The sequence below is a fragment of the Tardiphaga sp. 20_F10_N6_6 genome (assembly GCF_052076045.1).
Taxonomy (GTDB): Bacteria; Pseudomonadota; Alphaproteobacteria; order Rhizobiales; family Xanthobacteraceae; genus Tardiphaga; species Tardiphaga robiniae.
Genome location: NZ_CP197239.1, coordinates 616813 through 642144 on the forward strand (window position 1 = coordinate 616813; position 25332 = coordinate 642144).

23 protein-coding genes are annotated in these 25332 nt (G+C 62.5%); 17 read left to right on the top strand and 6 right to left on the bottom strand.

Annotated elements, in window-relative coordinates; all coding sequences use genetic code 11:
• Window positions 1-47: 47 nt before the first annotated feature.
• Both AB7813_RS02835 and AB7813_RS02840 read right to left on the bottom strand, forming a co-directional pair.
• The gene (locus tag AB7813_RS02835) at window positions 48-2750 is read right to left on the bottom strand and encodes a CHAT domain-containing protein (protein WP_439063781.1); all 2703 of its coding nucleotides are present in this window, start codon (window positions 2748-2750) and stop codon (window positions 48-50) included.
• A 12-nt stretch (window positions 2751-2762) separates the two neighbouring features.
• Window positions 2763-3077, bottom strand: coding sequence for a PAAR domain-containing protein (locus AB7813_RS02840; RefSeq protein WP_439063782.1), 315 nt, complete (start codon window positions 3075-3077; stop codon window positions 2763-2765).
• 131 nt (window positions 3078-3208) lie between these two features.
• Here AB7813_RS02840 and AB7813_RS02845 point away from each other — a divergent pair, with 131 nt between their 5' ends.
• From AB7813_RS02845 to AB7813_RS02855, 3 genes are all read left to right on the top strand, one after another.
• A complete protein-coding gene (locus tag AB7813_RS02845; protein WP_089264511.1) occupies window positions 3209-3535 on the top strand; it encodes an NIPSNAP family protein in 327 nt (108 codons plus the stop codon).
• 164 nt (window positions 3536-3699) lie between these two features.
• A complete protein-coding gene (gene kdsA / locus AB7813_RS02850; RefSeq protein WP_116663696.1) occupies window positions 3700-4557 on the top strand; it encodes a 3-deoxy-8-phosphooctulonate synthase in 858 nt (285 codons plus the stop codon).
• Window positions 4558-4594: 37 nt separating this feature from the next.
• Window positions 4595-5770: an MFS transporter gene (locus AB7813_RS02855; protein ID WP_439063783.1), complete on the top strand. Its 1176-nt coding sequence runs from the start codon at window positions 4595-4597 to the stop codon at window positions 5768-5770.
• Here AB7813_RS02855 and queF read toward each other — a convergent pair.
• Window positions 5767-6246, bottom strand: a complete 480-nt coding sequence (gene queF / locus AB7813_RS02860) for a preQ(1) synthase (protein ID WP_439058247.1) — start codon at window positions 6244-6246, stop codon at window positions 5767-5769. The two genes, AB7813_RS02855 and queF, sit on opposite strands and share 4 nt — an antisense overlap.
• Before the next feature lie 128 nt (window positions 6247-6374).
• Here queF and eno point away from each other — a divergent pair, with 128 nt between their 5' ends.
• Complete coding sequence (gene eno / locus AB7813_RS02865) at window positions 6375-7658, top strand: phosphopyruvate hydratase (RefSeq protein ID WP_439063784.1); 1284 nt, start codon at window positions 6375-6377, stop codon at window positions 7656-7658.
• A 210-nt stretch (window positions 7659-7868) separates the two neighbouring features.
• On the top strand, window positions 7869-9890 hold the full coding sequence (locus AB7813_RS02870; RefSeq protein ID WP_439063785.1) for a glycoside hydrolase family 113: 2022 nt from the start codon (window positions 7869-7871) through the stop codon (window positions 9888-9890).
• 76 nt (window positions 9891-9966) lie between these two features.
• On the opposite strand, the gene AB7813_RS02875 is transcribed toward AB7813_RS02870, so the two are convergent.
• Window positions 9967-10647 (bottom strand): hypothetical protein, encoded by a 681-nt coding sequence (locus AB7813_RS02875; protein ID WP_089264505.1) that lies wholly within the window; start codon window positions 10645-10647, stop codon window positions 9967-9969.
• 245 nt (window positions 10648-10892) lie between these two features.
• Between AB7813_RS02875 and AB7813_RS02880 the strand changes: the two genes are divergently transcribed.
• The 4 genes from AB7813_RS02880 to AB7813_RS02895 are packed head-to-tail and all read left to right on the top strand — an operon-like array spanning window position 10893 to window position 15164.
• The gene (locus tag AB7813_RS02880; RefSeq protein WP_441227881.1) at window positions 10893-12143 is read left to right on the top strand and encodes a hypothetical protein; all 1251 of its coding nucleotides are present in this window, start codon (window positions 10893-10895) and stop codon (window positions 12141-12143) included.
• Between the two features lie 18 nt (window positions 12144-12161).
• Window positions 12162-12749 (top strand): protein-S-isoprenylcysteine O-methyltransferase, encoded by a 588-nt coding sequence (locus AB7813_RS02885; protein ID WP_184516271.1) that lies wholly within the window; start codon window positions 12162-12164, stop codon window positions 12747-12749.
• Between the two features lie 40 nt (window positions 12750-12789).
• The gene (locus AB7813_RS02890) at window positions 12790-13926 is read left to right on the top strand and encodes a zinc-binding dehydrogenase (RefSeq protein WP_439058251.1); all 1137 of its coding nucleotides are present in this window, start codon (window positions 12790-12792) and stop codon (window positions 13924-13926) included.
• Window positions 13923-15164, top strand: coding sequence for an MFS transporter (locus tag AB7813_RS02895; protein ID WP_439083573.1), 1242 nt, complete (start codon window positions 13923-13925; stop codon window positions 15162-15164). Before AB7813_RS02890 ends, AB7813_RS02895 begins: the two co-directional genes overlap by 4 nt.
• Window positions 15165-15169: 5 nt before the next feature.
• Here AB7813_RS02895 and AB7813_RS02900 read toward each other — a convergent pair whose 3' ends face one another.
• On the bottom strand, window positions 15170-15781 hold the full coding sequence (locus AB7813_RS02900; RefSeq protein WP_439083572.1) for a LysE family translocator: 612 nt from the start codon (window positions 15779-15781) through the stop codon (window positions 15170-15172).
• 70 nt (window positions 15782-15851) lie between these two features.
• Window positions 15852-17606: a caspase family protein gene (locus AB7813_RS02905; protein WP_439083571.1), complete on the bottom strand. Its 1755-nt coding sequence runs from the start codon at window positions 17604-17606 to the stop codon at window positions 15852-15854.
• A gap of 325 nt (window positions 17607-17931) precedes the next feature.
• Between AB7813_RS02905 and AB7813_RS02910 the strand changes: the two genes are divergently transcribed.
• The 8 genes from AB7813_RS02910 to lpdA all read left to right on the top strand — a co-directional run bounded on the left by AB7813_RS02910 (window position 17932) and on the right by lpdA (window position 25212).
• Window positions 17932-18486 (top strand): NADPH-dependent FMN reductase, encoded by a 555-nt coding sequence (locus AB7813_RS02910; RefSeq protein ID WP_089264500.1) that lies wholly within the window; start codon window positions 17932-17934, stop codon window positions 18484-18486.
• 67 nt (window positions 18487-18553) lie between these two features.
• Window positions 18554-18871: an FtsB family cell division protein gene (locus AB7813_RS02915; protein ID WP_068730817.1), complete on the top strand. Its 318-nt coding sequence runs from the start codon at window positions 18554-18556 to the stop codon at window positions 18869-18871.
• A gap of 274 nt (window positions 18872-19145) precedes the next feature.
• On the top strand, window positions 19146-20177 hold the full coding sequence (gene pdhA, locus AB7813_RS02920) for a pyruvate dehydrogenase (acetyl-transferring) E1 component subunit alpha (RefSeq protein ID WP_068730816.1): 1032 nt from the start codon (window positions 19146-19148) through the stop codon (window positions 20175-20177).
• Window positions 20178-20209: 32 nt separating this feature from the next.
• Window positions 20210-21610 (top strand): pyruvate dehydrogenase complex E1 component subunit beta, encoded by a 1401-nt coding sequence (locus AB7813_RS02925; protein ID WP_175367055.1) that lies wholly within the window; start codon window positions 20210-20212, stop codon window positions 21608-21610.
• 3 nt (window positions 21611-21613) lie between these two features.
• On the top strand, window positions 21614-21919 hold the full coding sequence (locus AB7813_RS02930) for a DUF5076 domain-containing protein (RefSeq protein ID WP_175367054.1): 306 nt from the start codon (window positions 21614-21616) through the stop codon (window positions 21917-21919).
• Between the two features lie 2 nt (window positions 21920-21921).
• Window positions 21922-23289, top strand: a complete 1368-nt coding sequence (locus tag AB7813_RS02935; RefSeq protein ID WP_439061511.1) for a pyruvate dehydrogenase complex dihydrolipoamide acetyltransferase — start codon at window positions 21922-21924, stop codon at window positions 23287-23289.
• Between the two features lie 22 nt (window positions 23290-23311).
• Window positions 23312-23743, top strand: coding sequence for a hypothetical protein (locus AB7813_RS02940; RefSeq protein WP_175367052.1), 432 nt, complete (start codon window positions 23312-23314; stop codon window positions 23741-23743).
• Between the two features lie 47 nt (window positions 23744-23790).
• Window positions 23791-25212 carry a dihydrolipoyl dehydrogenase gene (gene lpdA, locus AB7813_RS02945; RefSeq protein ID WP_092142492.1) on the top strand — a complete coding sequence of 474 codons (1422 nt, stop codon included), beginning with the start codon at window positions 23791-23793 and terminating at the stop codon, window positions 25210-25212.
• Window positions 25213-25332 lie beyond the last annotated feature (120 nt).

Consider the following 25332-nt stretch of genomic DNA (forward strand, 5'->3'; position numbering starts at 1 on the left):
ATCACGTAGGGCGGATTATGCTTCACCCTACGGCTCAGCCACAGGTTTCAGCTCTCGAAGAATACAAACGCCGCCCAGACCGACGGGTCTTTGGCGGCCGTGATCTTGCCCTGGATCGCTTCGATGCGGACCTTCCGGAGCGCGCTGGCGTAATCGAGTTTCTCGTCGGCCAGCACCTGATAGAACCGCGCCATGAAGTTGGCGGTGCCTTCGTCTGCGACCTCCCACAATGTCAGCAGCGAACGCCGGGCGCCGGCGATGGCAAGGGCGGTGGGCAAGCCGCGCACGCTGCCAATCCGGCTGGGATCGCCGAGCGCGGTTTGGCAGGCGGACAGCACGACAAGGTTGGCCGACGACAAATCCCAGTTCATCAGCTCGTGCGCATAAAGTACGCCGTCATTGTCGTCGCGCTGCGGCGGGCGGCTGAGATTGGGGCGCGAGGCAACGAGGCCGCTGCGCCAGAGCGCGTCGGTGCGGTTAGAGGCGGTCTTGTAGAAGCCGTGGGTGGCGAGATGGATCAGGGACGCGCCTTTGGCGTCGGCGCGGATCGTCGCTTCGCCGCTGTCGCTGCCCGAGAGGGTGGTAACGACAAGGTTGCGCTTCTTCAGGTCGGCGCTGACCGTATCGACTTCGGTCTTCGTCGAGGGTAGCTCATTGGCGGCGCCGGCATAGTCGAGCCCGCCGACCAACAGCGCCTTGTCGCCCGATGCAAGCCTGTTGTCGTTGTTCGCAAAGAACAGCGCGTCGGCGCGCGTCATGATCCGGGTGTCGTAAATCTCGTCGAGATAGCGGCCGCCCGCATCCTGCAGCATCGCGAAGGGCAGGCTGTAGAGTTCGGCATCGGGGACAAGAAACAGTCGTCTCACGTCGGCGAGCTGCGGCTTCAGCGGTTCGAGCAGCGTGTCATGGAGGCGACGGAAGAGCTTTGCATGATCCGGCGACGTCGCATCGACTGCGAGGAAGCTGTCGAGCGGGCCGAGATCGAACAGTGCTGGCGCGGTGTCGTGGCGGCGGATCACGGCCTGCAGCCGCATCTCCGGTTTTGGCGCGATCGGATTGACGCGGTTACGGCGGCCGCTGACGAAGAAGTCGACCAGCGCGTCGCTGCGTTCGAGCCTTTCCTCGATGGATGGGAGCTGGAGATCGGTCGGCGCCTTGTTACCCATCTTCGCCGCAAGCGCCTGCCGCGCGTCCTGCAACTGCCTGAGCACGTCGCGCGCGTCGTCATCGATCTTGCCCGACGACAGCAATTCCTGCTGCTGGCCGGACAGTCGCAGCACGGTCTGTGCCAGTGCCTTGGTGGCGTCGTCAGGCAGCCGGTCGGCCGTCAGGCGCAGCATGGTGCGTTCGCCATCTTCCATCGTCTTCCAGCGCGACACTGCGTCGGCATAGGCGATGGCGGCGGCTGGTTCGACCAGTGCGTAGCGGCCGAACTCATACAGGATATCATCGGCCAGTTTGCGCATGGTCTCGGCGACGTAACGGTTGCCGGCAGTGCCGACCTCACGCAGCATCCAGCGGAACGCCTGCTGCTCGACGTCCTTGAAGGTTGCCAGCGTGTCCTTGTCGCCGCGCTTCATTCGAGTCATCGCGACACCGAGCAAGGCATCAAACGTGATCGGATGCTGACGCGCAATGGTCGTCTGCGAACGGTGATAGGCGTCGATCCGCAGCGCCAGGGCGCGGTCGGTCTCGCCATGTGTCTCATACTGATCGGCAGCGAGTTGTGCCGCCTTGATGCGCAGGAGATCCGGTGCGCCGTTCCAGTCCTTGACCTTGGCCATGGCTTCCAGATCAGGGCGGCTCATCTGCTGGTCGGGATGGAAATAGGCTTTTGTATAGGCGATCCAGACATTGGCCTGCTGGACATGTTCAGAGCGGGGATCGGCGAGTTCGGTCGCGCAGCGCTTTTGCAAGTCGAGCGCGCGGAGCGTTTCGGCTTCGTTGCCCATGGCCAGATGGTTGAGCGCGAGATTGCTGGCGCTCACCAGCGCCTGGATGCTGCCATAGCCGTAATGCGCGATGCGCTTGCGCAGCAGTGGTTCGTCGATCCCCGCGGCGACGTCGGGATGCCCGACCATGCGCAGCGCTTCGGCATAATTATTCTCGGTGCGCCACGTCAGCGGCTCCCTGTCGCCAAGTGCCTTTCGTGCGTTGAGGTAAGTCTCTTCGGACAGATTGAGGCCGGATGCGACGGCGCCGTTATTGGTCAGCAGCGTCGCGAGGATGTCGCCCCCGGCAATGTCCTGCGCTGAGTTCGGGCCGTATTCCGCGCGCATGCGCTTGCGAGCTTCGGTCGCCACGGGGATGCCGAGATCGTATTGATTGCTGCGTTCGAGGAAGCGCGCATATTCGAACCAGAATGTAACCGCATCGCGGCCGCCGTCGCGTGCGGCACGGGTCTTGGCCGCTTCGGCAAAAAGCTCCGACGCGGTCGCGTTGTCGCGCCGCCGCTCGAACGAACTGGCGGCATTGAGATAGGCCGTGATCGTGAGGCTGTAATAGTTGCTTTGCGTGACCTCGCGCAGTGCATTTTTGAGCCGTTCGCGGCCACTACCATCATTGCCTGCGCGCAGCGCGTTGAACGCATCCTGGATCTTCGCCGTGAGTTCACGCTCGCTGGGTGCGCGGCTGTTTTGCGCTTCGGCGACAGGGGGGAGGACTGGCAGCACGATGAGGCCACCGGCGATAGCGATGGCCAGCCGGCCGGCAACGCCGGCTGCCCATTGCACCCGGGATGACAAAGACATGTCCGGCAAGTCCTACTTGCAGCCCGATGTGCTATCTCCGGCACGGGCCATCGGCTTGCCGTTGATGAACACGCCGTTGCTGCCCGAGATGGTCTTACCGCCGCATTCGGTGCTGCCGCCGACGACGGCTGCAGGCTTGCCGTTAATGTAGACGCCCTTCGCACCCTCGATGATCTTGCCGTCGGTGGTGGTGTCACCGACGCGTGCCGCCGGCTTGCCATCGACCATCACGCCGGTGGCGCCCGACGTGATCTTGCCGGGCTGTTGAGCGGTGGCAGACACGGTCAGTGTCATCAGGGCGACTAGCGACAAAAGGGGCTTTTGCATCGTGGATCCAAGTCGGTTGCGTCACAGGCGGCATGATGTAAGCCTGACGTTGCGCAGGCAAGGGACGATGCCGCAACAAGCCATGCGTTAGAGTCTTTCAAGGCTGACAAAAAGGGAAGGAACCAAAGCCGATGATCTATGAATTACGCGTCTATCGCTGTTTGCCGGGACGTTTGCCGGCGCTGATCAAGCGATTTGAATCTGTCACATTGAAGCTCTGGGAGAAGCACGGCATCCGGCAGTCCGGTTTCTTCACCACGGTGATCGGCGAATCCAATCAGGAACTGACCTACATCCTCAAATGGGAATCGCTCGCCGAGCGCGAGAAGGTGTGGACCGCCTTCATGTCCGACCCGGAATGGATGTCGGCGCGCGCCAAGTCCGAAGAGGACGGCCAGATCGTTGGCAATATCGTCAGCCAGCTGCTGGCGCCGACGGCCTTCTCGGCGCTGAAGTAAGCCTGGTCCCGGGGCAGGCCGGTCCGCCCGGTGCGGAGGCCGCCCTGGTCAGTTTGGAGGCGGCTCCCGCCGCAACCCTGATATTCCGACCGGCGGGATGGGCCTGATCCGGCTTGCATCCCGCCCGGTCCTGCGGTCATGGTCGCCGGCATAAGGAGACCATTTTGACCGCATCCTCCACAGCCGCGCCCGTCGTCGCTCTCGGCACCGTCCGCTTCGGCAATGCTCTGCCGATCTCGGTGATCGCCGGGCCATGCCAGCTGGAAAGCCGGGCTCATGCGCTCGAAGTGGCGCAGGCACTGAAGGAGATCGCGACGCGGCTCAAGATCGGTCTCGTCTTCAAGACCTCGTTCGACAAGGCCAACCGCACCAGCGCCTCCGCCGCGCGCGGCATCGGCCTGGACGACGCGCTGCCGATCTTTGCCGAGATCCGCGAGACGCTTGGCCTGCCTGTTCTCACGGACGTGCATGAGAACGATCAATGCGCCCGCGCTGCCGAGGCAGTGGACGTGCTGCAGATCCCGGCCTTCCTGTGCCGGCAGACGGATTTGCTGCTGGCCGCGGCTGCCACCGGCAAGGTGGTCAATGTGAAGAAGGGCCAGTTCCTGGCGCCCTGGGACATGGCCAATGTCGTCAGCAAGCTGACATCGTCAGGCAATGACAAGGTGCTGGTCACCGAACGCGGTGCGTCCTTCGGCTACAACACGCTGGTCTCCGACATGCGCGCACTGCCGATCCTGGCGCGGACCACCGGCGCGCCTGTGATCTTCGACGCGACCCATTCGGTGCAGCAGCCGGGCGGCAAAGGGACATCATCGGGTGGCGAACGCGAATTCGTGCCGGTGCTGGCGCGTGCGGCTGTGGCCGTCGGTGTCGCCGGTGTCTTTATCGAGACCCATCCCGATCCGGATAATGCGCCGTCCGATGGGCCGAACATGGTGCCGCTCCGCGATTTCGAGGCGCTGGTGAAGAACCTGATGGCGTTCGACGCGCTGGCCAAAGAGACGGCGGCCAAGGCCTGATCATGCAGCCCTCTGCCGCGGCGCTGGTGGCGCGCTGATGCCTCCGGTCCTCAATATCATCGCATTGGCATCCTTTGCCGCCGCGTTGTCGATGCGCGCGCTGGATCCGGTGCTGCCGCATGTCGCCGACGATTTGTCCATTACGGTGGCAATTGCCGCCGGTCTGGCATCCGCACTGGCCTTTACCTTCGCCATTGTGCAGCCGGCGCTCGGTGCTGCCGCCGACCTGTTCGGCAAGCCGCGTTTGATGATCGTCTGTCTGGTGCTGCTCGGCGTCGCCAATATTCTCGGCGCCATCACAACCGACTATCCGCTGCTGCTGGCGACACGCGTGCTGGCCGGCATCGGGGCAGGCGGGGTGTTTCCGGTGACCCTCAGTCTCACCAGCGATCTGGTCGGGCCGAAGCTGCGTCAGGTGGCGCTGAGCCGTGTGATGGCCGGCGCCATGACCGGCAATCTGCTGGGTTCGACTGCATCCGGCGTGATCGGCGATTTCTTCGGCTGGCGCGGCGTGCTGGTCATCCTCGGCGGCCTCGCGATCGTCGCATCGGTCGCGGTGGCGTATGGCTTCAAGGGCGCCGCGATCATCAAGCCGACCGTGAAGGCCGACTTCGGCAAGCTTGCCCAGGGCTACAAGGTCATTTTCCGTAATCCGAACACGCTGATCGTTTACAGCGCCGTGTTCGTCGAAGGCTGCTGCATCCTCGGCCTGTTTCCCTATATTTCGTCGTTCCTGTTCGACCGCGGCGTCACAAGTCTCTCGATCGCGGGCCTCGTGATCGCCTGCTTTGCCGTCGGCGGCCTGTTTTATACGGCGACTGTGTCGCGCATGCTGGCGCGCCTCGGCATCAACGGCATGATGATCTATGGCGGCATCGTGATCGCGATCCAGCTTGCCGCCACCGCCTTCAGCCCAAACTGGCAGATCCAGGCACTGAGCCTGCTGCTGATGGGCTGGGGCTTCTACATGCTGCATGGCTCGCTGCAGATCTTCTCGACGGAGCTCTCGCAGGAAGCCCGCGCCAGCGCCATGTCGCTGCACGCCTTCTGCTTTTTCATGGGCCAGTCGGTCGGCCCGATCGCCTATGGTTTCGGTCTGGCGCACGCGGGCAAGATGCCGACGCTGCTGATCAGCGCCGCGATTGTCTTTGCGCTCGGTTTCGCCGCCGCAAAACTGCTGAGGCCGATGAAGCCCACGGACGCGAAGGCCTAGCCCCGCCCACGATACGGCGCGACACCTTGCTCGGGCACCCAGACGCCCTTGGGCAGCGTTCCGGTCTGCCAGAACACGTCGATGGGGATGCCGCCGCGCGGATACCAGTAACCGCCGATGCGCAGCCATTTCGGCTTAATGGTGGAGGCGACGCGCTTGCCGATCTCCACGGTGCAATCCTCGTGGAAGGCACCGTGATTGCGGAACGAGGCGAGATACAGCTTGAGCGACTTCGACTCGACCAGCCACTGGCCGGGCACATAGTCGATCATCAGATGGGCGAAATCCGGCTGGCCGGTGATCGGGCACAGCGAGGTGAATTCCGGAGCCGTGAAGCGCACCACGTAATTGGTGTCCTTCTGCGGGTTCGGTACACGGTCGAGCTTGGCCTGTTCGGGGGAGGTCGGCCATTCCACAGCGCGGCCGAGCTGCAGGTCATCTGGCAATTTCGGGGATTTGCGGGGTGTTTTTGACATAAATATCTCCGTTATGGCGGTTCATAGCCAATCCCGGGCCAGTCGTCACGTCAGGCGGGGTTTTCCCGCCGGGAGGCTTGCTGTAGAAGCGGCGCCAACGACCCACCCCCAGCACAAAGAGGGCATTCATGACCGCCATCGTCGACATCATCGGCCGCGAAATTCTCGATAGCCGCGGCAATCCCACGGTTGAAGTCGACGTCGTCCTCGAAGACGGGTCGATGGGCCGCGCCGCGGTTCCGTCGGGCGCCTCCACCGGCGCCCATGAGGCGGTCGAGCTGCGCGACGGCGATAAGTCCCGCTATCTCGGCAAGGGCGTGCAGAAAGCGGTCGATGCCATCAATGGCGAGATCTTCGACGCCATCGGCGGCATGGACGTGGAGAACCAGGTCCAGCTCGACGAGATCATGATCGAGCTCGACGGCACCCCGAACAAGTCGCGCCTCGGCGCCAATGCGATCCTCGGCGTTTCGCTGGCCGCTGCCAAGGCGGCTGCTGAATCCTTCGATATGCCGCTGTATCGCTATGTCGGCGGGACGTCAGCCCGCACGCTGCCGGTGCCGATGATGAACATCATCAATGGCGGCATGCATGCCGACAATCCGATCGACTTCCAGGAATTCATGATCATGCCGGTGGGCGCATCCTCCTTCGCCGAAGGCCTGCGCTGCGGCGCCGAGATCTTCCATACGCTGAAGGGCGAGCTGAAGAAGGCCGGCCACAACACCAATGTGGGCGACGAAGGCGGTTTCGCGCCCAATATCGGCTCGGCCGAAGCAGCACTCGATTTCGTTATGGCCGCCATCGGCAAGGCCGGCTACTCCGCCGGCAAGGACGTGATGCTGGCGATGGACTGTGCGGCCACCGAATTCTTCAAGGACGGCGCTTACGTCTATGGCGGCGAGAACAAGACCCGCAACATCTCCGAGCAGGCCAAGTATCTCGCCCAGCTCGTCGCAAACTATCCGATCGTCTCCATCGAGGACGGTATGTCGGAAGACGACATGGACGGCTGGAAGCAGCTCACCGACCTGATCGGTTCGAAGTGCCAGCTGGTCGGCGACGATCTGTTCGTTACTAACGTCACGCGTCTTGCCGATGGCATCAAGAACGGCCGCGCCAATTCGATCCTGATCAAGGTCAACCAGATCGGCTCGCTGACCGAAACGCTGAGCGCTGTCGAGATGGCGTACAAGGCTGGCTACACCGCGGTGATGTCGCACCGTTCGGGTGAGACTGAAGATTCCACGATCGCGGATCTCGCCGTCGCCACCAATTGCGGACAGATCAAGACTGGCTCGCTGGCACGCGCGGATCGTACCGCCAAGTACAATCAGTTGCTGCGCATCGAGCAGCAGCTCGGCACTCAGGCGAAGTATGCCGGCAAGGCCGCACTGAAAGCTCTCGCGTAAAGCGCAAGCGCGGCCTTCGGCCGAGCAAGAAACTACGCGATCAACGCCGTTCGCTGAAATAGCGGGCGGCGTTTTTCATTGAATGACCCTGACCGCGTAAGCCTACAACGAGGTTCAATTTGTAGACGTCACCATGATACCCCATTGCGGTCGCGAAGGTATCACGTTGCGGGTTCAGGCTTCTCCAGGCAATGCCGATGGAGAGCGCGAATGCCCAACATCTTTAAGGTCCAAGGTTTCGGTGCACTATCGGAGTGGAATGGACAGTTCTCCAGTGCGTCGGCCGATCAGGCGTTTCAGGCCATGGCGTCCCTCGGATCGAATTCGATCGCGCTGACGACGCGGATATGGACCGACAGCCGTACGGGCAATGACGTGCTCGCCGTGCCGGACAAGACCGAAAGCGATGCGAGCCTGCTGGCTGGCTTTCAGAAGGCCCATGCTGCGGGGCTGGATGTTGTCTTCAAGCCCGGCATCACAGGTCTCGACGGCACGATCTCGCACAGTCTGGCGCCGTCGGACGTCGATGCCTTCTTCGCGTCCTACAAGGCCGAGATCGTGCACCTGGCTGAAATTGCAGAGCAGGGCGATGTCGCCAGTTTCGCCATCGGCAACGAGATGAGCAGCCTGTCGGGCGACGCCTATCGCAGCTACTGGGTTGATATCATCTCGGCCGTGCGCGGCGTCTATCATGGCGAAGTCACTTACGCGGCGGCAACCGACGAAGCATCCAAGGTCAGCTTCTGGGACCAGGTCGATACGATCGGCATCAACGCCTATCCACCCTTGACGGCTAGCACGACGCCGACGGTAGACGATCTCGTACACGCCTGGAACGAGGTGCCGTACAATCCGTATTACGCCAAGGCCTTCGGCTATCAGTCGCCCGTCGATTTCTTTCATTCGCTGTCGATGGATTACGGCAAGCCGGTGCTGATGACCGAGGTCGGTTATCGCAGCATCGACGGCACGGCTATCAATCCGGGCGGTGGATCATCCAAGGCGCCTGCGGATCTCGCCGAACAGGCCGATGCCTATAATGCCTTCTTTCAAGTCTGGAGCGCGCATGGCGGCAGCTGGCTGAAGGGCGTCGAGTTCTGGCAGTGGGACCTCAACAACTTCTACTCCGAGACCGGCTATTCGGTCATGGACAAGCCGGCGCAGGATGTGGTGGCGCAGTATTTCCATGGGACAGGAGTAACGCCGGGTATCACCGTCACGGGCTCGTCGATCGGCGATACCATCGATCTCGGAGGCGGCAACGACGTCATCTTCGGTGGGCTCGGACACGACGAGATCTATGGCGGCGCCGGGAATGACACGATTGTCGCCGGGCCCGATACTGCGGGAAAGCTCGCAACAACCACCATCAGCCTGACAGGCTATGGTTCGGTGGTGAACGGCATCGGCGCGCAGGCGCAGGTTCTGGTCAATGGCCAGCCGGTTTCGGGCGTGCTTGAATTCACGCCCGCGAGCGATCCGTCGGGCTACCAGACCTACACGATCACTTTCGACAATCCCGCCAGCATCTCCAGTGTCGCGATCAATCTCGCAAATTCCGAGCCCGGGCGCGCGCTGCATTTCAAGGACATTGCCATCAATGGCGTCGATCTGGTGCCGGCCGACGGCACGAATGCCAGTTCACCCGGCTCGTTCGATCTCTATGTCCGCAGCATCCAGTTCGACACGGCCAAGCATCAGGACTGGTTCTTCGGCGCCTCGAGCGACAACGATGTCGTCCGCGGCGGTGACGGCGATGACTACATTGCTGGCGGGATCGGCAACGACATCATCAATGGCGGCAACGGCACCGACACCGCGGTATTCTCCGGCAACGTGGCCGACTACAGCATCAGCCGCAGTGGCGCTCAGACGATCGTCACTGACAGCGTCGCCGGTCGCGACGGCACTGACTATCTCACCAATACGGAATTTCTGAAGTTCGCAAATGCCAGTATTGCCGTCGATACGCTTGGACAAGCACTTGCGAGCAGCACTGGCAGTGAGAACTTTGCTTTCAGTCTGACGTCCGGCCACACGATGTCCGGGCACGCGGAGGTGCAGAATAGTGCGCAGGGTGAGGGCGCTGCGGAAGTCGCTCTTGCTCAGGTCCTGACGGCGTCCAGTCATCCCGTCGCGGCCGCGCCGGCACCGGACGACGCTCTCGGCACACCCGATGCCGCGCTCGCGCCGGTGACGCCTCCGTCACATCATGACGTGCTGATCGTCTGAGGATTCCGGATGGCCAAAACAATTCAGCCGAGGTGACGATCACCTCGGCTGAATGCGTTTCGATATTGGCTGCGTATTATTGCGGAGCAGCCGAGACCTGTGCAGGCTTCGGCGCCGCCGGCTTGCGGCGAATACCGCCACCGGTCACGGCCATGACACGGGCAATGGCCTGACGCTGCAGGCTGTCGTCCTTGTCGATCGAGAAGTGGTTGGTGGTGGCGTTCTCGTTGACGTTGGCAAGCTTGCCCTTGAAGCGGGGATCCGCAGACACCGCGCGCCCCCAGCCGGCGGGTACGTAATAGTTCACGATCTGCTTCACATTGTTGGGGACGGCATCGGGCGCCACCGGATCGAAGTTCACGATCAGCGCCACCGGGATGTTGTACTGTGCGAGCTTGCGGGCAATCGAGATGGTCACGTCGGCACCGGCCGAGTGGCCCATCAGGATGATCGGTTCGCGGTTACCGGCCTTGTACCGGGCGATCATGTCGTCTGCCTGGCCGCTCCACAGCGTGTGATTGCTGACCGAGGAGGCGACGCCGGCGGCTTCGAGCTTGTAGGCGATCTGATCCATGCCGAGCGAGAACACGTTCATGAGGCCACGATAGAGATAGACATGGCCGGGGCGACGGCCGGGCGCCGCATCGGCATCCCCGGAACTCGCGAGTGAGGCCACAAAGAGCGACGACAGAATCAGCAAAACGGCCGCTGGAGAGGTCCACGACGGCCGTTTGAAGCCCTTGAGAGCAATCGACATAGTGCTTTCTTTCTTCGAAAAAACCCGCGACATGTTCAGACATAAGACCCTGCCGTCAATCACAGTCCTGCCTCGATTCCCGGAATTGTGATGAAGGGGGTTGCGAAAGAGCGGCTGTGTGACCTGAGGGCGACAAAATCCTGCCGGACGCTAGCGTTTTGGGCATGGGCAGGTTTGTCGGCGCGGGCGAATTTGCTATGCACCGGATCAGAACGGTGCGTGATGCACTCGGGAGCGAACGGACGATGATCGCGCGGCGACATGTCTTTCACATTGGCGGCTACGACCCGATTCTGCCGGACACGCAGCTTGAGCGGTTCCGCCGCTCGCTGTCGAGTTTCGAGAAGACGTGGAGCGTGTCCGCGAAGGCGTCTGGCGTGCTTGACGCTACGGATGTGAGCGCATCCTGGCGGGCCGAGACCTCCGGACCTAACTGGAAGACCGAAACCACCTACGAAATGCTGCGCTGGGATGACCTGATCCTGCAGGATCACACCCGAAGCATGCTGTCGCGATTGGGCGCCGCCTTTGTCACGCTGGGCGACTGGCTGGTGACGGGAACCCTGTTCCGCTTCTTCTATGCGAGCTGGAAATATGCCGGCTTCTTCCTGTTCTCCTATCTGTGGATCGCGGGCTTTGCTGCATCTGGCGCAGCAGTAGGCTATGGGCTGACCTGGCTGCTTGGCATGAATGGTGCAGCCGCATGGATTGCCGGCGCGATTGTCGCTGCGGCCGTCTTCACAGCGCTGTTGCACCATTACGGCTGGCGGAAGCCGATCAATCATGTGTTCGACGACTGGATTTTCTCGCGGCAATATGTTCATGGCCAGCGGCCGAAGATGACGGCGCGCGTCGATGAATTCGCCAGGGTAATCGCGGCGCGCGCGCAGAAGGCCGATGTCGACGAGATCGTCATCGTCGGGCATTGCCTTGGTGCGGCATTGGTGATGGAGGCGGTGGCCGGCGCACTCGCGCTCGACCCGGATCTGACGAAACATGGCCCGACCATCTGCGTGATGACGGTGAGTGCGACCATCCCGAAATTCGCGTTGCATCCGGCCGGCAAGAGCGTACGCGCAGCAACGCGTCTCGTCGCCGACACGCCGGCGATCCGCTGGACCGAATATCACGCCCGCGACGACGTCATCAGTTTCTACCGCTTCGATCCGGTGACCTTGAAACGCCGCAGTCGCGATCGCGACGAGGGCAGGCCGAACATCCGGCGCGTCCAGATGCATGCCATGATGGGCATGGAACAGTTCAAGCGCTATCGCTTCAACTTCATGCGCATTCACTATCAGATGGTGATGGGCAACCAGTGCCGCGCGCCCTACGACTATTGCATGGTGATCTGCGGTCCTCTGCCGTTTGACGAGATCACCGCGGGCGAAGGCGGCCTCAAACGCTTCGGTGCGGATGGCGCGCTGCTGGACATGCCGCTGTCCAAGATCACATCCTCTCAATCGCAAGCCGGGGCATCCGTGAATGCCGCATGATGGCCTGATCGGACGACAATGACCGCGTCACTTCTTGGAACATATGTCTGGGCGATCGGTCTGATCGCCTGGTTCATCATTCGCTACCCCTATGCGCGCAAAGCCCGCCGCACGGCGACGCTGCGTGCGGTCGGCTGGAGCCGTGAACGCATCCTGCTGGCGATCGCCACCATCGGCCTGTTCGTGGTACCGCTGATTTGGCTGGTGACCCGCTGGCCGGCCGCGCTGAACTATCAGCTGAATTATGCGGCAGTCGTGGTCGGCGGCGCACTCTATGTGCTGTCGCTCTGGCTGTTTCGCCGCTCACACAAGGATCTCGGCCGGCAGTGGTCGGCCAGTCTGGAAATCCGCGAGGCTCACCAGATCGTGCGTGCCGGCGTCTATCGCAGCATCCGCCATCCGATGTATGCCTCGTTCTGGTTGTGGGCACTGGCGCAGGCATTCCTGCTGCCGAATGCCATGGCCGCGCTGGGCGGGCTGGTCGCGATCGCGATCCTGTTCTTCACCCGCATCGACTATGAAGAGCGGATGCTGATCGAGGCATTCGGCGACGACTACCGGGCCTATATGCGTGAAACCAAGCGTATCATTCCGGGCATCTACTGAAGCGGCACCAGACCGCCGGACAGATTGAGGGGGACCGACCATGACTGACATCACATCCGGACTTGAACTGCGCTCGCTCATCAAAAGCAGCGGAGAACTGGAAATCTCGCTGCAGCAGGTGGCAATCCCGGCGCCGGGCCCCGACGAGGTCGTCGTGCGCATCGAGGCCGCGCCGATCAACCCGTCGGATCTCGGTCTCCTGCTCGGCGCCGCCGATCCGGCGAGTGTGAAAATTTCAGGCTCTGGCACGTCCTCGGTTGTCACCGCGACCGTCCCGCAAGCCAATATGAAAGCGATGGGCGGCCGTCTCGACGAGTCGATGGCGGTCGGCAATGAGGGCGCCGGCACGGTGGTGAAGGCCGGATCGTCCGAGGCCGCGCAAGCGCTGCTCGGCAAGACCGTCGCGATGATCGGCGGCGCGATGTATGCGCAGTATCGCGTCATCAAGGCCAAGGAATGTCTGCCGCTGCCCGAGGGCACGACGGCCACCGAGGGCGCATCCTGCTTCGTCAACCCGCTGACCTCGCTCGGCATGGTCGAGACCATGAAGCGGGAAGGGCACACGGCGTTGGTGCATACGGCCGCCGCGTCCAATCTCGGCCAGATGCTCAACAAGATCTGCCAGAAGGACGGCATCGATCTCGTCAACATCGTTCGCAGCGAGGAGCAGGAGAAACTGCTGCGCGGCATCGGCGCGAAATATGTCTGCAACTCGACGTCGCCGACCTTCATGGAAGATCTGACAGCCGCATTGATTGCCACCAATGCCACGCTGGCCTTCGATGCCACCGGTGGCGGCAAGCTGCAGGGCCAGATACTGCAGGCGATGGAAGTCGCCGCCGTCAAGGCGATGAAGGTCTACAGCCGCTATGGCTCGACGACCCACAAGCAGGTCTACGTCTATGGCCGGCTGGATCTGCGCCCGATCGAATTCGTCCCCGCCGGGATGGCCTGGGGCATGGGCGGCTGGCTGCTGTTTCCGTTCCTGCAGAAGATCGGTGCCGCCGATGCCGCCAGGCTCCGCGCCCGCGTGGTCGCCGAACTCAAGACTACCTTCGCCAGCCACTACACCAAGGTGATTTCGCTCGAAGGCGTGTTGCAGCTCGACAATCTCCGGGCCTATGCGAAGCGCGCCACCGGCGAGAAGTATCTGATCAATCCGAACATGCCGGGATGACACTTGCCGATCAGTCTGCCGGCGTCGTCACGGATGGCGCGCGGCTCTTGCTGCGCCATCCGCCGTATCTGTACTACATGGTGTCGCGCAGCTTCTCGCGCTTCGCGTCGCAGATTGCCGCTGTCGCGGTCGGCTGGCAGATCTATGATTTGACCGGCAGCGCGTTCCAGCTTGGCATGGTCGGCCTCGCGCAATTCGTGCCGATGCTGGCGCTGGTCTTCGTCGCCGGCCATATCGCCGACCGCTATGATCGCCGCCGCGTGGTGCAGATCTGCCAGATGCTGCAGGGGCTGACGGCGATCCTGCTCGCCTGGGGTACTTATGCCGGCTGGATTACGGTGCCGCAGATTTTCGTGGCGCTGGTGGTGATCGGCGCGGCGACCGCGTTCGAGGCGCCGGCCGGTTCGGCGCTGTTGCCGGGCGTCGTGCCCGAAGGCCATTTGCAGAAGGCGACCGCGCTCTCGACCGGCGTGTTTCAGGTGGCGATGATCTGCGGCCCCGCGCTTGGCGGCATTGCCTATGCGCTATCGCCGTCGACGCCCTATGTGCTGATGGCCGCATTCTGGCTGATCGGCGGTCTGCTCAACAGCGCCATCAAACTTGCGCGCGAGGTGGCGGTGAAGGATTCGCCGTCGCTGCGGACTTTGTTTGCCGGCGTCGGCTTCGTGCGCAGGAATCCGGCGATCCTTGGCACCATCTCTCTCGATCTGTTTGCGGTGCTGCTCGGCGGCGCCACTGCGCTTCTCCCGATCTATGCGCGTGATATCTTGCAGACCGGTCCGTGGGGCCTCGGCCTCATGCGCGCGGCGCCGGCAGTCGGCGCGCTGCTGACGACCATCGTGCTGACGCGCTGGTCGATCAATCGCCGGGTCGGCATGCGGATGTTCCAGGCCGTCATCATCTTCGGCCTCGCGACAGCGGTGTTCGCGGTGTCGCAATGGCTGTGGTTGTCGGTCGCCGCGCTCGCGGTACTCGGCGCGGCCGATACGGTCAGCGTGGTGATCCGTTTCTCGCTGGTGCAGCTCGCGACCCCGGACGACATGCGTGGCCGGGTCGGCGCGGTGAACTACCTGTTCATCAATACCTCGAACCAGCTCGGCCAGTTCGAGAGCGGCGTCACCGCGGCACTGTTCGGCACCGTGCCCGCCGCGCTGATCGGCGGCCTCGGGACCGTTGCCATCGCGTTGCTGTGGATGCGGCTGTTTCCGACGCTGCGCAATGTGGAGCGGCTGGAATAGGCGCGTCAGCGCTCGGCGAAGGCCAGCTTGGCACCGAGTGCGGCAAACGCGCCTGCGAAGCAGCGTCGCATCCAGATCAGCACCCGTGGCCGTGTGATGACGTGGTTGCGGATCGACGCAGCAAACAGACCGTAGAGCGCAAAGACAACGAAGGTCATCAGCATGAATACCGCGCTCAGCAGCAGCATCTGCGACAGCGGATGCGCTTCGTCAGCACTGATGAACTGGGGCAGGAAGGCGAGGAAGAAGATCGACAGTTTCGGATTGAGGATGTTGATCAAGATCGCTGTGGTCGTGACCTGCAGCGCGGACTGCGCGCTGTTGTCGGTCTCGACCTTCAGCGTGCCATGCTCCTGCAGCGTTTTCCAGGCCATATAGAGCAGGTAGGCGACGCCGACATATTTGAACACCTGAAACGCCACGGCGCTGGTGTGCAGCAGTGCTGCGAGACCAAGGATCGCGGCGGCCATATGCGGAACGATGCCGAGCGTGCAACCGAACGCGGCGACGACGCTGCTACGGCCTCCGCGCGAAAATCCGGTTGCCAGTGTGTAAAGGGCGCCAGTGCCCGGCGACGCCACCACGATCAGCGAGGTGATGAGAAATTCGATGGTCACGATGATGGCTCCGGCTTGCAAACTTGGATCGTCAGAATGTCGCTTGCGATCCTGTCAGGCAAGCACGTCGTCAGTTGCACACCTCGACATTGGTGAGGCCGATGCGCATGTCGCGCGACACCAAGCGGCAGCCGGGACGCACCGGACGGCAGCCGGCATTGTCGCAGACGATCTGGCCGGACGGCTGTGCGCGCGGCGAGCGGGCCTGAATTTGCGGGCGATCAAGCTCATCGCGCTCGCGGCGCGGCGCGTTGCGTTTGGCCTCGTTGCGGTTGCGCTTCTTCTCACATTCATTGTCGTCATTCAGGAACGTGCCGGCGCGGCATACGATTTTCACACAGCGGTCGCCGTCCGCCTCTGAACCATGCGCACAGACCAGCGGGCAGACCCGTGCAGACTTGGCCTTGATCGCCTCGAGCGCATCGGTGCTGGCCGCCTTGGCATCGAACTTGGTCGAGGCGTAGCGATTGAAGCGCTCAAGCGACTTGCGGGAAGCCACAGTCCATGAGTTGTCGACTGATCCCTGCAGGCAGCCCACCCGCTGAAGCTCGACCTGGACCTGACGGGGTAGATCGGCTGGCGCGGGTGTTCGGGGCACATCGGCCGTGGGGGCGGGGAGCGTCGCCAACTGCGGTCCGGCGGCAGGCGTGTCCGGCTTGCCGGCATCGACCCTGGCTTCCACTGCCGCACGGGCGCGCTCGCCGGCGGCAGCGCGTTCCTGCTCGGCGGTCTTGAGTTTCTCGGCAGCGATCCGGGCATCCTCGGCGGCCTTGGCATCGGCCGCTGCCTTGGTCTGTTCGGCCTTCCTGGCGCCTTCGGCAGCCAGACGGGCCTTCTCTTCAGCGGCGAGGCGGGCTTTCTCCGCAGCAGCGGTATGGGCGTCCTCGGCTGCGAGCTTCGCGAGTTGGGATTTCGCCAGCGACGCATAGAAGCCGTCGGGGTGCTGGGTCAGGAACGCGTTCCAGCCGTCTCTGGTCGCCAACTGCAAAGCCAGCTCGTAGTCGCGGCGGGTTTCGGCCTGGACACTGACGGCGGGCGACGTGGCGACGGCAGCCACCGGGACCAGAGGCACATCGTCGCCGCCGAGTGAACCGTAGACATAGGGTTCCTGGCGGTTGCTGGTGGTCTTCATGACGTCATCGCGGACGAAGCCAAAGGCCTTGCGCAGGTCGAGGCCGGGCGTCGCGATATGGCGGACGAGCGCGGCCGTGAAGGGGCTGTTCTTACTGTCGCCATCCAGCGCCGTCGAGCCGGCCTTGGCCGAATAGGCGATCAGTGTGTTGGGGCTGGCCGGCTCCACCTTGGCGAGGCCGCGGGTGATCGCCCGGGATGCCGTGGTGCGCTTCATGTTCTTGACGAAGGGGTTGTCGCGGCAGGCATCGAGGATCACCAGCCGCAGCTTCCTGGCCGGCTCGATGGTCACGAGGATGCGCTCCAGCGAGAATGCCTCGTCATAGACGTCGGTGTCGCGTTCCAGCAGTGCGTCGGTCGGAATCAGGTAATTGGTGCCATCGACCTCGATGCCGTGGCCGGCGAAATAGACCAGAGCAACGTCCGCATCGCGCGCCTTGTCCGCGAAATCGCGCAGGGCCCGGCGCATCTCGGTCGCCTTCAGATCCCGTCGGGCTTCGACAATGTCGAAATTCGCGGTCTTCAAGGTCTCGGTCATCGCTGCAGCATCGTTGGCGGGATTGGCGAGCTTGACGACGTTCTGGTAGGCCGAATTGCCGATCACCAGTGCGACGCGCTTGTCGGCGGCTAAGGCCGACTGACTGAGCAAGCTCAAGGCGAAGACTACGGAAGCCACAAGACCGAGGTTGCGCATCGGAAGCCCCGCAAATTGCGACGGTCGAATTTGAACAGCCTGGCCAGACGTCGCAGATCAGTCGGGACTGGCGTGCGTGGTTTGTCTTACGTGGTTTGTCGCGCAGCACTCTCCGAAGGTTCGATCACAGCGGCGCTCCGGGCGTCATCCATTTGAGCGATATCAGCATAACGAAGATGTGTTTGGGCGGGCGAGGCGGACGTGCCGGTTCGGCACGATTACGGCCGTCAAATACAATCCATGCACTTGCATCTTTTGCCGGGATAGGTGACAGGTTCCAGATGCGCTCCGCGCTTTTTGGAAGCAGTTATTCAGGGGATATCTCATGGCCACCTACAGCGTTGCCGTCATTGTCGGCAGCCTCCGCAAACAGTCATTCTCGCTCAAGGTTGCGAATGCACTCGCCCAGCTGGCGCCGCCTTCGCTCAAGCTGAACGTCATCACGCTGAACGAGCTGTCATTCTTCAATCAGGACCTGGAAGCCGCGCCGCCGGCCGACTGGGTCAAGTTCCGCGAAGCGATCCAGGCCTCGGATGCGGTACTGTTCGTCTCTCCGGAATATAACCGCTCCGTTTCGGGTGTTCTGAAAAACGCCATCGACGTCGGTTCGCGGCCCTATGGCAAGAGCTCGTTCCTCGGCAAGCCCACCGGCATCGTGGTTAGCTCGCCCGGTCCGATCGGTGGCCTGGGTGCTGCCCTTAGCTTGCGCCAAACCCTGCCGGGGATTGTCGGTCCCATCATGCAACAGCCTGAAATCTATCTGAATGCCGTCGGCGACGCGTTCAGCGAACAGGGCGAGATCGTCAAGGAATCGATCCGGCCGGTGCTGCAGGCCTATATCGACGCCTTCGCCGCCTGGGTCGACAAGCTGAAGAAATAACCCGCGCAAATTCAGGTTGCGGCCCGGTTGTTAGGTTCGCCTTAACCGGGCCGTCGCATTTTCGGGAATGGTCAAGCATACCCGCCTCAAATCGATCCTCACCGGGCTCGTGCTCTATGCACTGGCGGCGATGATGATCAGCTATTTCGGGGTCAATGCCTATACCGGCAAATATGGCCTCAACGCCCGCCAGGAGCTCGACCAGGAGATCGTCGCGCTGACCTCCGAACTGGTACAATTGAAGAAGGAACGCACCAAGGCCGAGCAGCGCGTGGCGTTGCTGCGATCTGGTGGACTCGATCCCGACATGCTCGACGAGCGCGCGCGCTACCAGCTCGACTACGCGCATCCGCGCGACCTCGTGAAGGTCATCAAGCCAAACTAAGATTCTCTCTTCGGCGGCGAGTCGTCCTCGCATGAAGCAACACAGCTTTGCATCAAAGCTATGGATTGCTCGCGCCTGCTCATCGTGACGGCAACGTGACCACGACACGCGCTTTCATTCCTCAAATTACAAAACCGATCCAATTCGATTTCGAAAGTTTCGCGCTTTCGCTGCAGTGCGAAACAACCGTGTGGCATTCCGCGCGACGCAATCCCTTTCAAGCCGCAAGCACTTGGAGTAGGAAGGGCCATTCACTCTCGCATCCGGAATTTTCATGGCCGCACCGAAGAAAAGCGTCGCTCCCGCAGGGCAGGCAACGAGCAATGGCGCAACCCCGTCATCGCCGCCAGATTTCACCCGCGATCAGGAGATGCACGCGCTTCGCGACATGCTGCTGATCCGGCGTTTCGAGGAGAAGGCTGGCCAGCTCTATGGCATGGGCGCGATCGGCGGTTTCTGCCATCTCTATATCGGTCAGGAAGCCATCGTCGTCGGCATGCAGATGGCATTGAAGGATGGCGATCAGGTCATCACCGGCTATCGCGACCACGGTCACATGCTGGCCTGTGGCATGGACGCCAAGGGCGTCATGGCCGAGCTCACGGGGCGGAAGGGCGGCTACTCCAAGGGCAAGGGTGGCTCCATGCACATGTTCAGCCGCGAGAAGAATTTCTATGGCGGCCATGGCATCGTCGGTGCGCAGGTGTCGCTCGGAACGGGTCTCGCTTTTGCCAACCGTTATCGCGGCAATGATCTCGTCAGCCTCGCTTACTTCGGCGACGGCGCGTCGAACCAGGGCCAAGTCTATGAGAGCTTTAACATGGCGGAGCTGTGGAAGCTCCCGGTGATCTACATCATCGAGAACAACCGCTACGCCATGGGTACCTCGGTGACGCGCTCCTCGGCTCAGACCGACTTCTCCAAGCGCGGCATCTCCTTCAACATTCCGGGCGAGCAGGTCGACGGCATGGACGTCCGCGCCGTGAAGGCCGCCGGTGACCGTGCGGTCGCCTGGTGCCGCGCCGGCAAGGGTCCGTTCATTCTGGAAATGCAGACCTATCGCTATCGCGGCCACTCGATGTCCGATCCGGCCAAGTACCGGACCCGCGAGGAAGTAGACAAAGTTCGCCACGATCAGGACCCGATCGAGCAGGTGCGCAACCGTCTGCTGGCCGCTGACGTGACCGAGCAGGACCTCAAGGCGATCGACGCCGAGGTGCGTGACATCGTCAACGCATCGGCGGATTTCGCGCAGCAGGACCCTGAGCCCGATGCATCCGAACTTTACACCGATGTGTACCGCTAAGCGCGCGGCTTAAAGACCGATCTGGAGTTATAATGGCCATTCAAGTTCTGATGCCCGCGCTGTCCCCGACCATGGAGAAAGGCAACCTCTCCAAATGGCTCAAGAAGGAAGGCGACACGATCAAGTCCGGCGATGTGATTGCCGAAATCGAGACAGACAAGGCGACGATGGAAGTCGAAGCGACCGATGAAGGGACGCTCGGCAAGATACTGATCCCGGAAGGGACCAACGACGTCGCGGTCAACACGCCGATCGCGACCATCCTCGCCGATGGCGAAGACGCATCTGCCGCGGCGAGCGCACCGGCCCCCGCGAAGCAGGAGAGGGCCGCAGAATCCGCGCCGCCTGCCGCGGAAGCCAAATCCGCTCCGGCTCCGAAGGAAGAGGCTGTTGCGCCGGCAGCTCCGACGGCTTCGATCCAGCCCGATCCCGAAATTCCTGAAGGCACCGAGATGGTGACCATGACCATCCGCGAAGCGCTGCGCGACGCGATGGCCGAGGAAATGCGCAGGGATGAAGACGTCTTCATCATGGGCGAGGAAGTCGCCGAATATCAGGGCGCCTACAAGGTGACCCAGAACCTGCTGCAGGAATTCGGCGCACGCCGTGTCATCGATACGCCGATCACCGAGCACGGCTTCGCCGGTGTCGGCGTCGGCGCGGCGATGTCCGGCCTGAAGCCGATCGTCGAATTCATGACCTTCAACTTCGCCATGCAGGCGATCGACCAGATCATCAACTCCGCTGCCAAGACGCTCTACATGTCCGGCGGCCAGATGACCTGTCAGATCGTATTTCGCGGCCCGAACGGCGCTGCGGCGCGCGTTGGTGCCCAGCACAGCCAGGACTATTCGGCCTGGTACTCGCAGATCCCGGGCCTCAAGGTCGTCGCGCCCTATAGCGCCGCCGACTACAAGGGCCTGCTCAAATCCGCAATCCGCGATCCGAACCCGGTGATCTTCCTCGAAAACGAAATGCTTTACGGGCATTCCGGCGAGGTGCCGAAGCTCGACGACTACATCGTGCCGATTGGCAAGGCCAAGGTCGCACGTGTCGGCAAGGATGTGACGTTGATCTCGTGGTCGAACGGCATGACCTATGCCCTGAAGGCTGCCGAAGAACTCGCCAAGGAAGGCATCGAGGCGGAGGTCATCGACCTGCGCACGCTGCGTCCGCTCGACACCGACACCATCATCGAGTCCGTGAAGAAAACCTCGCGCGCCGTGACGGTGGAAGAAGGCTGGCAACAGTCGGGTGTGGGCGCTGAAATCGCCGCACGCATCATGGAGCATGCGTTCGACTATCTCGATGCGCCGGTCGCGCGCGTGTCGGGCAAGGACGTGCCGATGCCTTACGCCGCCAATCTTGAAAAGCTGGCGCTGCCGTCGGTGGCTGACGTCGTGGCTGCGGCCAAAGCCGTTTGCTATCGGTGAACCATGCCAGGTCCGAAGGAACAGCCACTGCCGCCAGATGTCATGGACCGCGAGGACGCCACCGAGGTGTTGCGCGCATTCGTGCTGGATGGCGGGCTGTCCATCGCCTTCATGCGTGCCTTCGAGGAGCCCGACATGTGGGGGCTCCTGCTGGTCGACATCGCGCGCCATGCCGCACGCGCGTATGCGCGTGAGGCCAATTATTCCGAGGACGAGGCGCTGAACCGCATCGTCGAAATGTTCGAAGCTGAAATCGCGCGTCCGACTGACATGGGCAACACCACGCCGCGGTCGCAACAAGGTCACTGACAATGCCAATCAACATTCTGATGCCTGCGCTGTCGCCCACCATGGAAAAGGGCAACCTTGCCAAGTGGCTCAAGAAAGAGGGCGACAAGGTCAAGTCCGGCGACGTGATCGCGGAGATCGAGACCGACAAGGCGACGATGGAAGTCGAAGCCGTCGACGAAGGCACCATCGCCAAGATCCTGGTGGCGGAAGGTACGCAGGATGTTGCTGTGAACGCGGTGATCGCGGTGCTCGCCGCCGACGGCGAGGACGTAAAGGCTGCAGGTTCGGGGGCAGGGGCCGACAAGCCGAAGCCTGCACCCGCTGCCGCGGCTCCCGCACCCAAGCCTGCCGCCGCTGCACCTGCGCCGGCTGCTGCTTCGGCAGCGAAAGCACCGGCTCCGGCCGCCGCGCCGGCTCCGCAGCCGACCGCGGCACAAAGCAATGGCGCGCGCGTGTTCTCGTCGCCGCTGGCGCGTCGTCTCGCCAAGGACGCCGGCATCGAACTCGGTCGTATCAACGGATCGGGTCCGCATGGTCGCGTTGTGGCCGCAGACGTCGAGAAGGCGAAGTCTGGTGGCGGCCTGAAGGCATCAGCCGCGGCTGCCGGCGCTCCCGCAGGTGCAACTGGAGCGATCGGTGCGCCTGCAATGTCCGATCAACAGATTCTCGGGCTGTACGAGCAGGGTGGTTACGAGAGCGTGCCGCATGACTCGATGCGCCGCACGATTGCGCAGCGTCTCACCGCTGCGACCAACTCGATGCCGACCTTCTATCTCACCGTCGATTGCGATCTCGGCAAGCTCTCCGCCGCGCGCGAGGAGATCAACGCTGCCGCCGGCAAGGACAAGGACGGCAAGCCGCTCTACAAGCTCTCGGTCAACGATTTCGTCATCAAGGCGATGGCCATCGCGCTGCAGAAGATTCCGGAAGCGAACGTGTCGTGGACGGAAGCAGCGATGCTCCGTCATAAGCATTCCGACATCGGCGTCGCAGTGGCCCTGCCGTTTGGCCTGATCACGCCGATCATCCGCCAGGCCGAGATCAAGTCGATTTCGGCAATCTCCAACGAGATGAAGGAATTGGCCGCGCGCGCCAAGGCCAAGAAGCTCAAGCCCAACGAGTACCAGGGCGGTGCGTCATCGGTGTCCAATCTCGGCATGTTCGGCATTAAGGATTTCACCGCGGTGATCAATCCGCCGCAGTCGTCGATCCTTGCGGTTGGCACGGGCGAGGAACGGGCCGTGGTGCGCAACGGCCAGATCGTCGCTGCAACCATCATGAGCGTGACCCTGTCCTGCGACCACCGCGCCATCGACGGCGCGCTCGGCGCGGAACTGATCACGGCGTTCAAGAAGCTGATCGAAAATCCAGTGATGATGGTGGTGTGACGCGGCGTCACGGGACAAGTCGATGAAGTTGTTCGGCATGGTCTTGCTGGCGGGTTTCATCTCGCTGATTTGCGGAGTGGCGGTTACGTCAGCGGCCTCGTCGATCATGCCTTGTTACAGCGACAAAGCCGGTTGCGGTATGGGCGAAGCCTACCGGCTGTTGTTCGTACCCGGATACGTGCTGCTCGCAATGATTGGTTTTGGTATCGCGGCACCTGGCAAGCATCGCGAACGCGCGTTGAAGCTCGCGATGTTGGTGTTGGTACTGGTGGCGGTGTTTGTGATCGCGCTCGGGATGGCGTCGGATGCAAATTCGGGACGGTCGCCAAATGCGGGCGACCTCATCGATGCAGTACAGATGTCGGTCTCGTACTGGGTCGTCGTCATCGTGCAATGGCTAATGCTGCGGCGTTACCTGCGTTTGCGCGAGGCCGAACGGGAAGCAATATCTTGAATCGCCGCAGGCGCGGCAACGCGTGTTTGAGTTGAACGGGAGCCACAATGGCCGATACATCTTTTGACGTCGTCGTGATCGGTTCCGGTCCCGGCGGTTACGTGACGGCGATCCGCGCCGCGCAGCTCGGCTTCAAGACAGCGATCGTCGAGAAGGCCTATCTCGGCGGCATCTGCAATAACTGGGGCTGTATCCCGACCAAGGCGCTGCTGCGCTCGGCGGAAATCTATCACTACATGCAGCATGCCAAGGATTATGGCCTGTCGGCGGACAACGTGACGTTCGACATCAAGGCCGTGATCGCGCGCTCGCGCGGCGTCGTGAAGCGCCTCAGCGGCGGCGTCGAATATCTGATGAACAAGAACAAGATCTCGATCATCTGGGGTGAGGCGACCCTGGATGCGCCGGGCAAATTCACTGTCAAGAAGACGGAAGCCGCAGCACCCAAGGGCGCGCTCGGGGCAGGCAGCTATACTGCCAAGCATATCATCGTCGCCACCGGCGCCCGGCCGCGCGTGCTGCCGGGCCTCGAGCCCGACAAGAAGCTGGTCTGGACCTATTTCGAGGCGATGAACCCCGACAAGATGCCGAAGTCGCTGCTGGTGGTCGGCTCCGGCGCCATCGGCATCGAATTCGCGTCGTTCTACAAGACCATGGGCGCCGACGTGACTGTGGTCGAGGTGCTGCCGCAGATCCTGCCGGTGGAAGACGCCGAGATCGCGGGTTTCGCCCGCAAACAGTTCGAGAAGCAGGGCATCAAGATCATGTCCGGCGCGAAGGTGACCAAGCTCGACAAGAAGTCGGATTCGGTCACCGTGACCATCGAGGATGGCAAGGGGGCTACCCAGCAACTCACCGTCGATCGCGTCATCTCGGCGGTCGGTGTGGTCGGCAATATCGAAGGCTTTGGCCTCGAGAAGCTCGGCGTGAAGACCGAGCGCGGCTGTATCGTGATCGACAAATACGGCAAGACCAATGTGCCCGGCATCTATGCCATCGGCGACGTCGCCGGTCCGCCGATGCTGGCCCACAAGGCCGAGCATGAGGGCGTGATCTGCGTCGAGGCGATCAAGGGGATGAACCCGCATGCAATGGACAAGTCGCTGATCCCGGGCTGCACCTATTGCCATCCGCAGGTGGCCTCGGTCGGTCTCACCGAAGCCAAGGCCAAGGAAGCCGGCAAGGACATCCGCGTCGGCCGCTTCCCCTTCGTCGCCAATGGCAAGGCCATCGCCCAGGGCGAGGACCAGGGCATGGTGAAGGTGATCTTCGACAAGAAGACTGGCCAGCTGCTCGGCGCCCATATGGTCGGCGCTGAGGTCGTCGAGATGATCCAGGGCTTTGTGGTCGCTATGAATCTGGAGACCACGGAAGAGGAACTCTTCCACACCATCTTCCCGCATCCGACCATCTCGGAGACGATGAAGGAAGCCGTGCTCGACGCCTATGGGCGCGTGCTGAATACGTAGTCGGAAGCATTTCCGATCGATAATTTTGATCGCCGCATCGTGAAGTTGCGGCGGGCTTACGTTCCGGTCTCCCGACGTTATCTGCCGTCAAGGTCAGATGCGAATGCGTCCGAGGCGCAA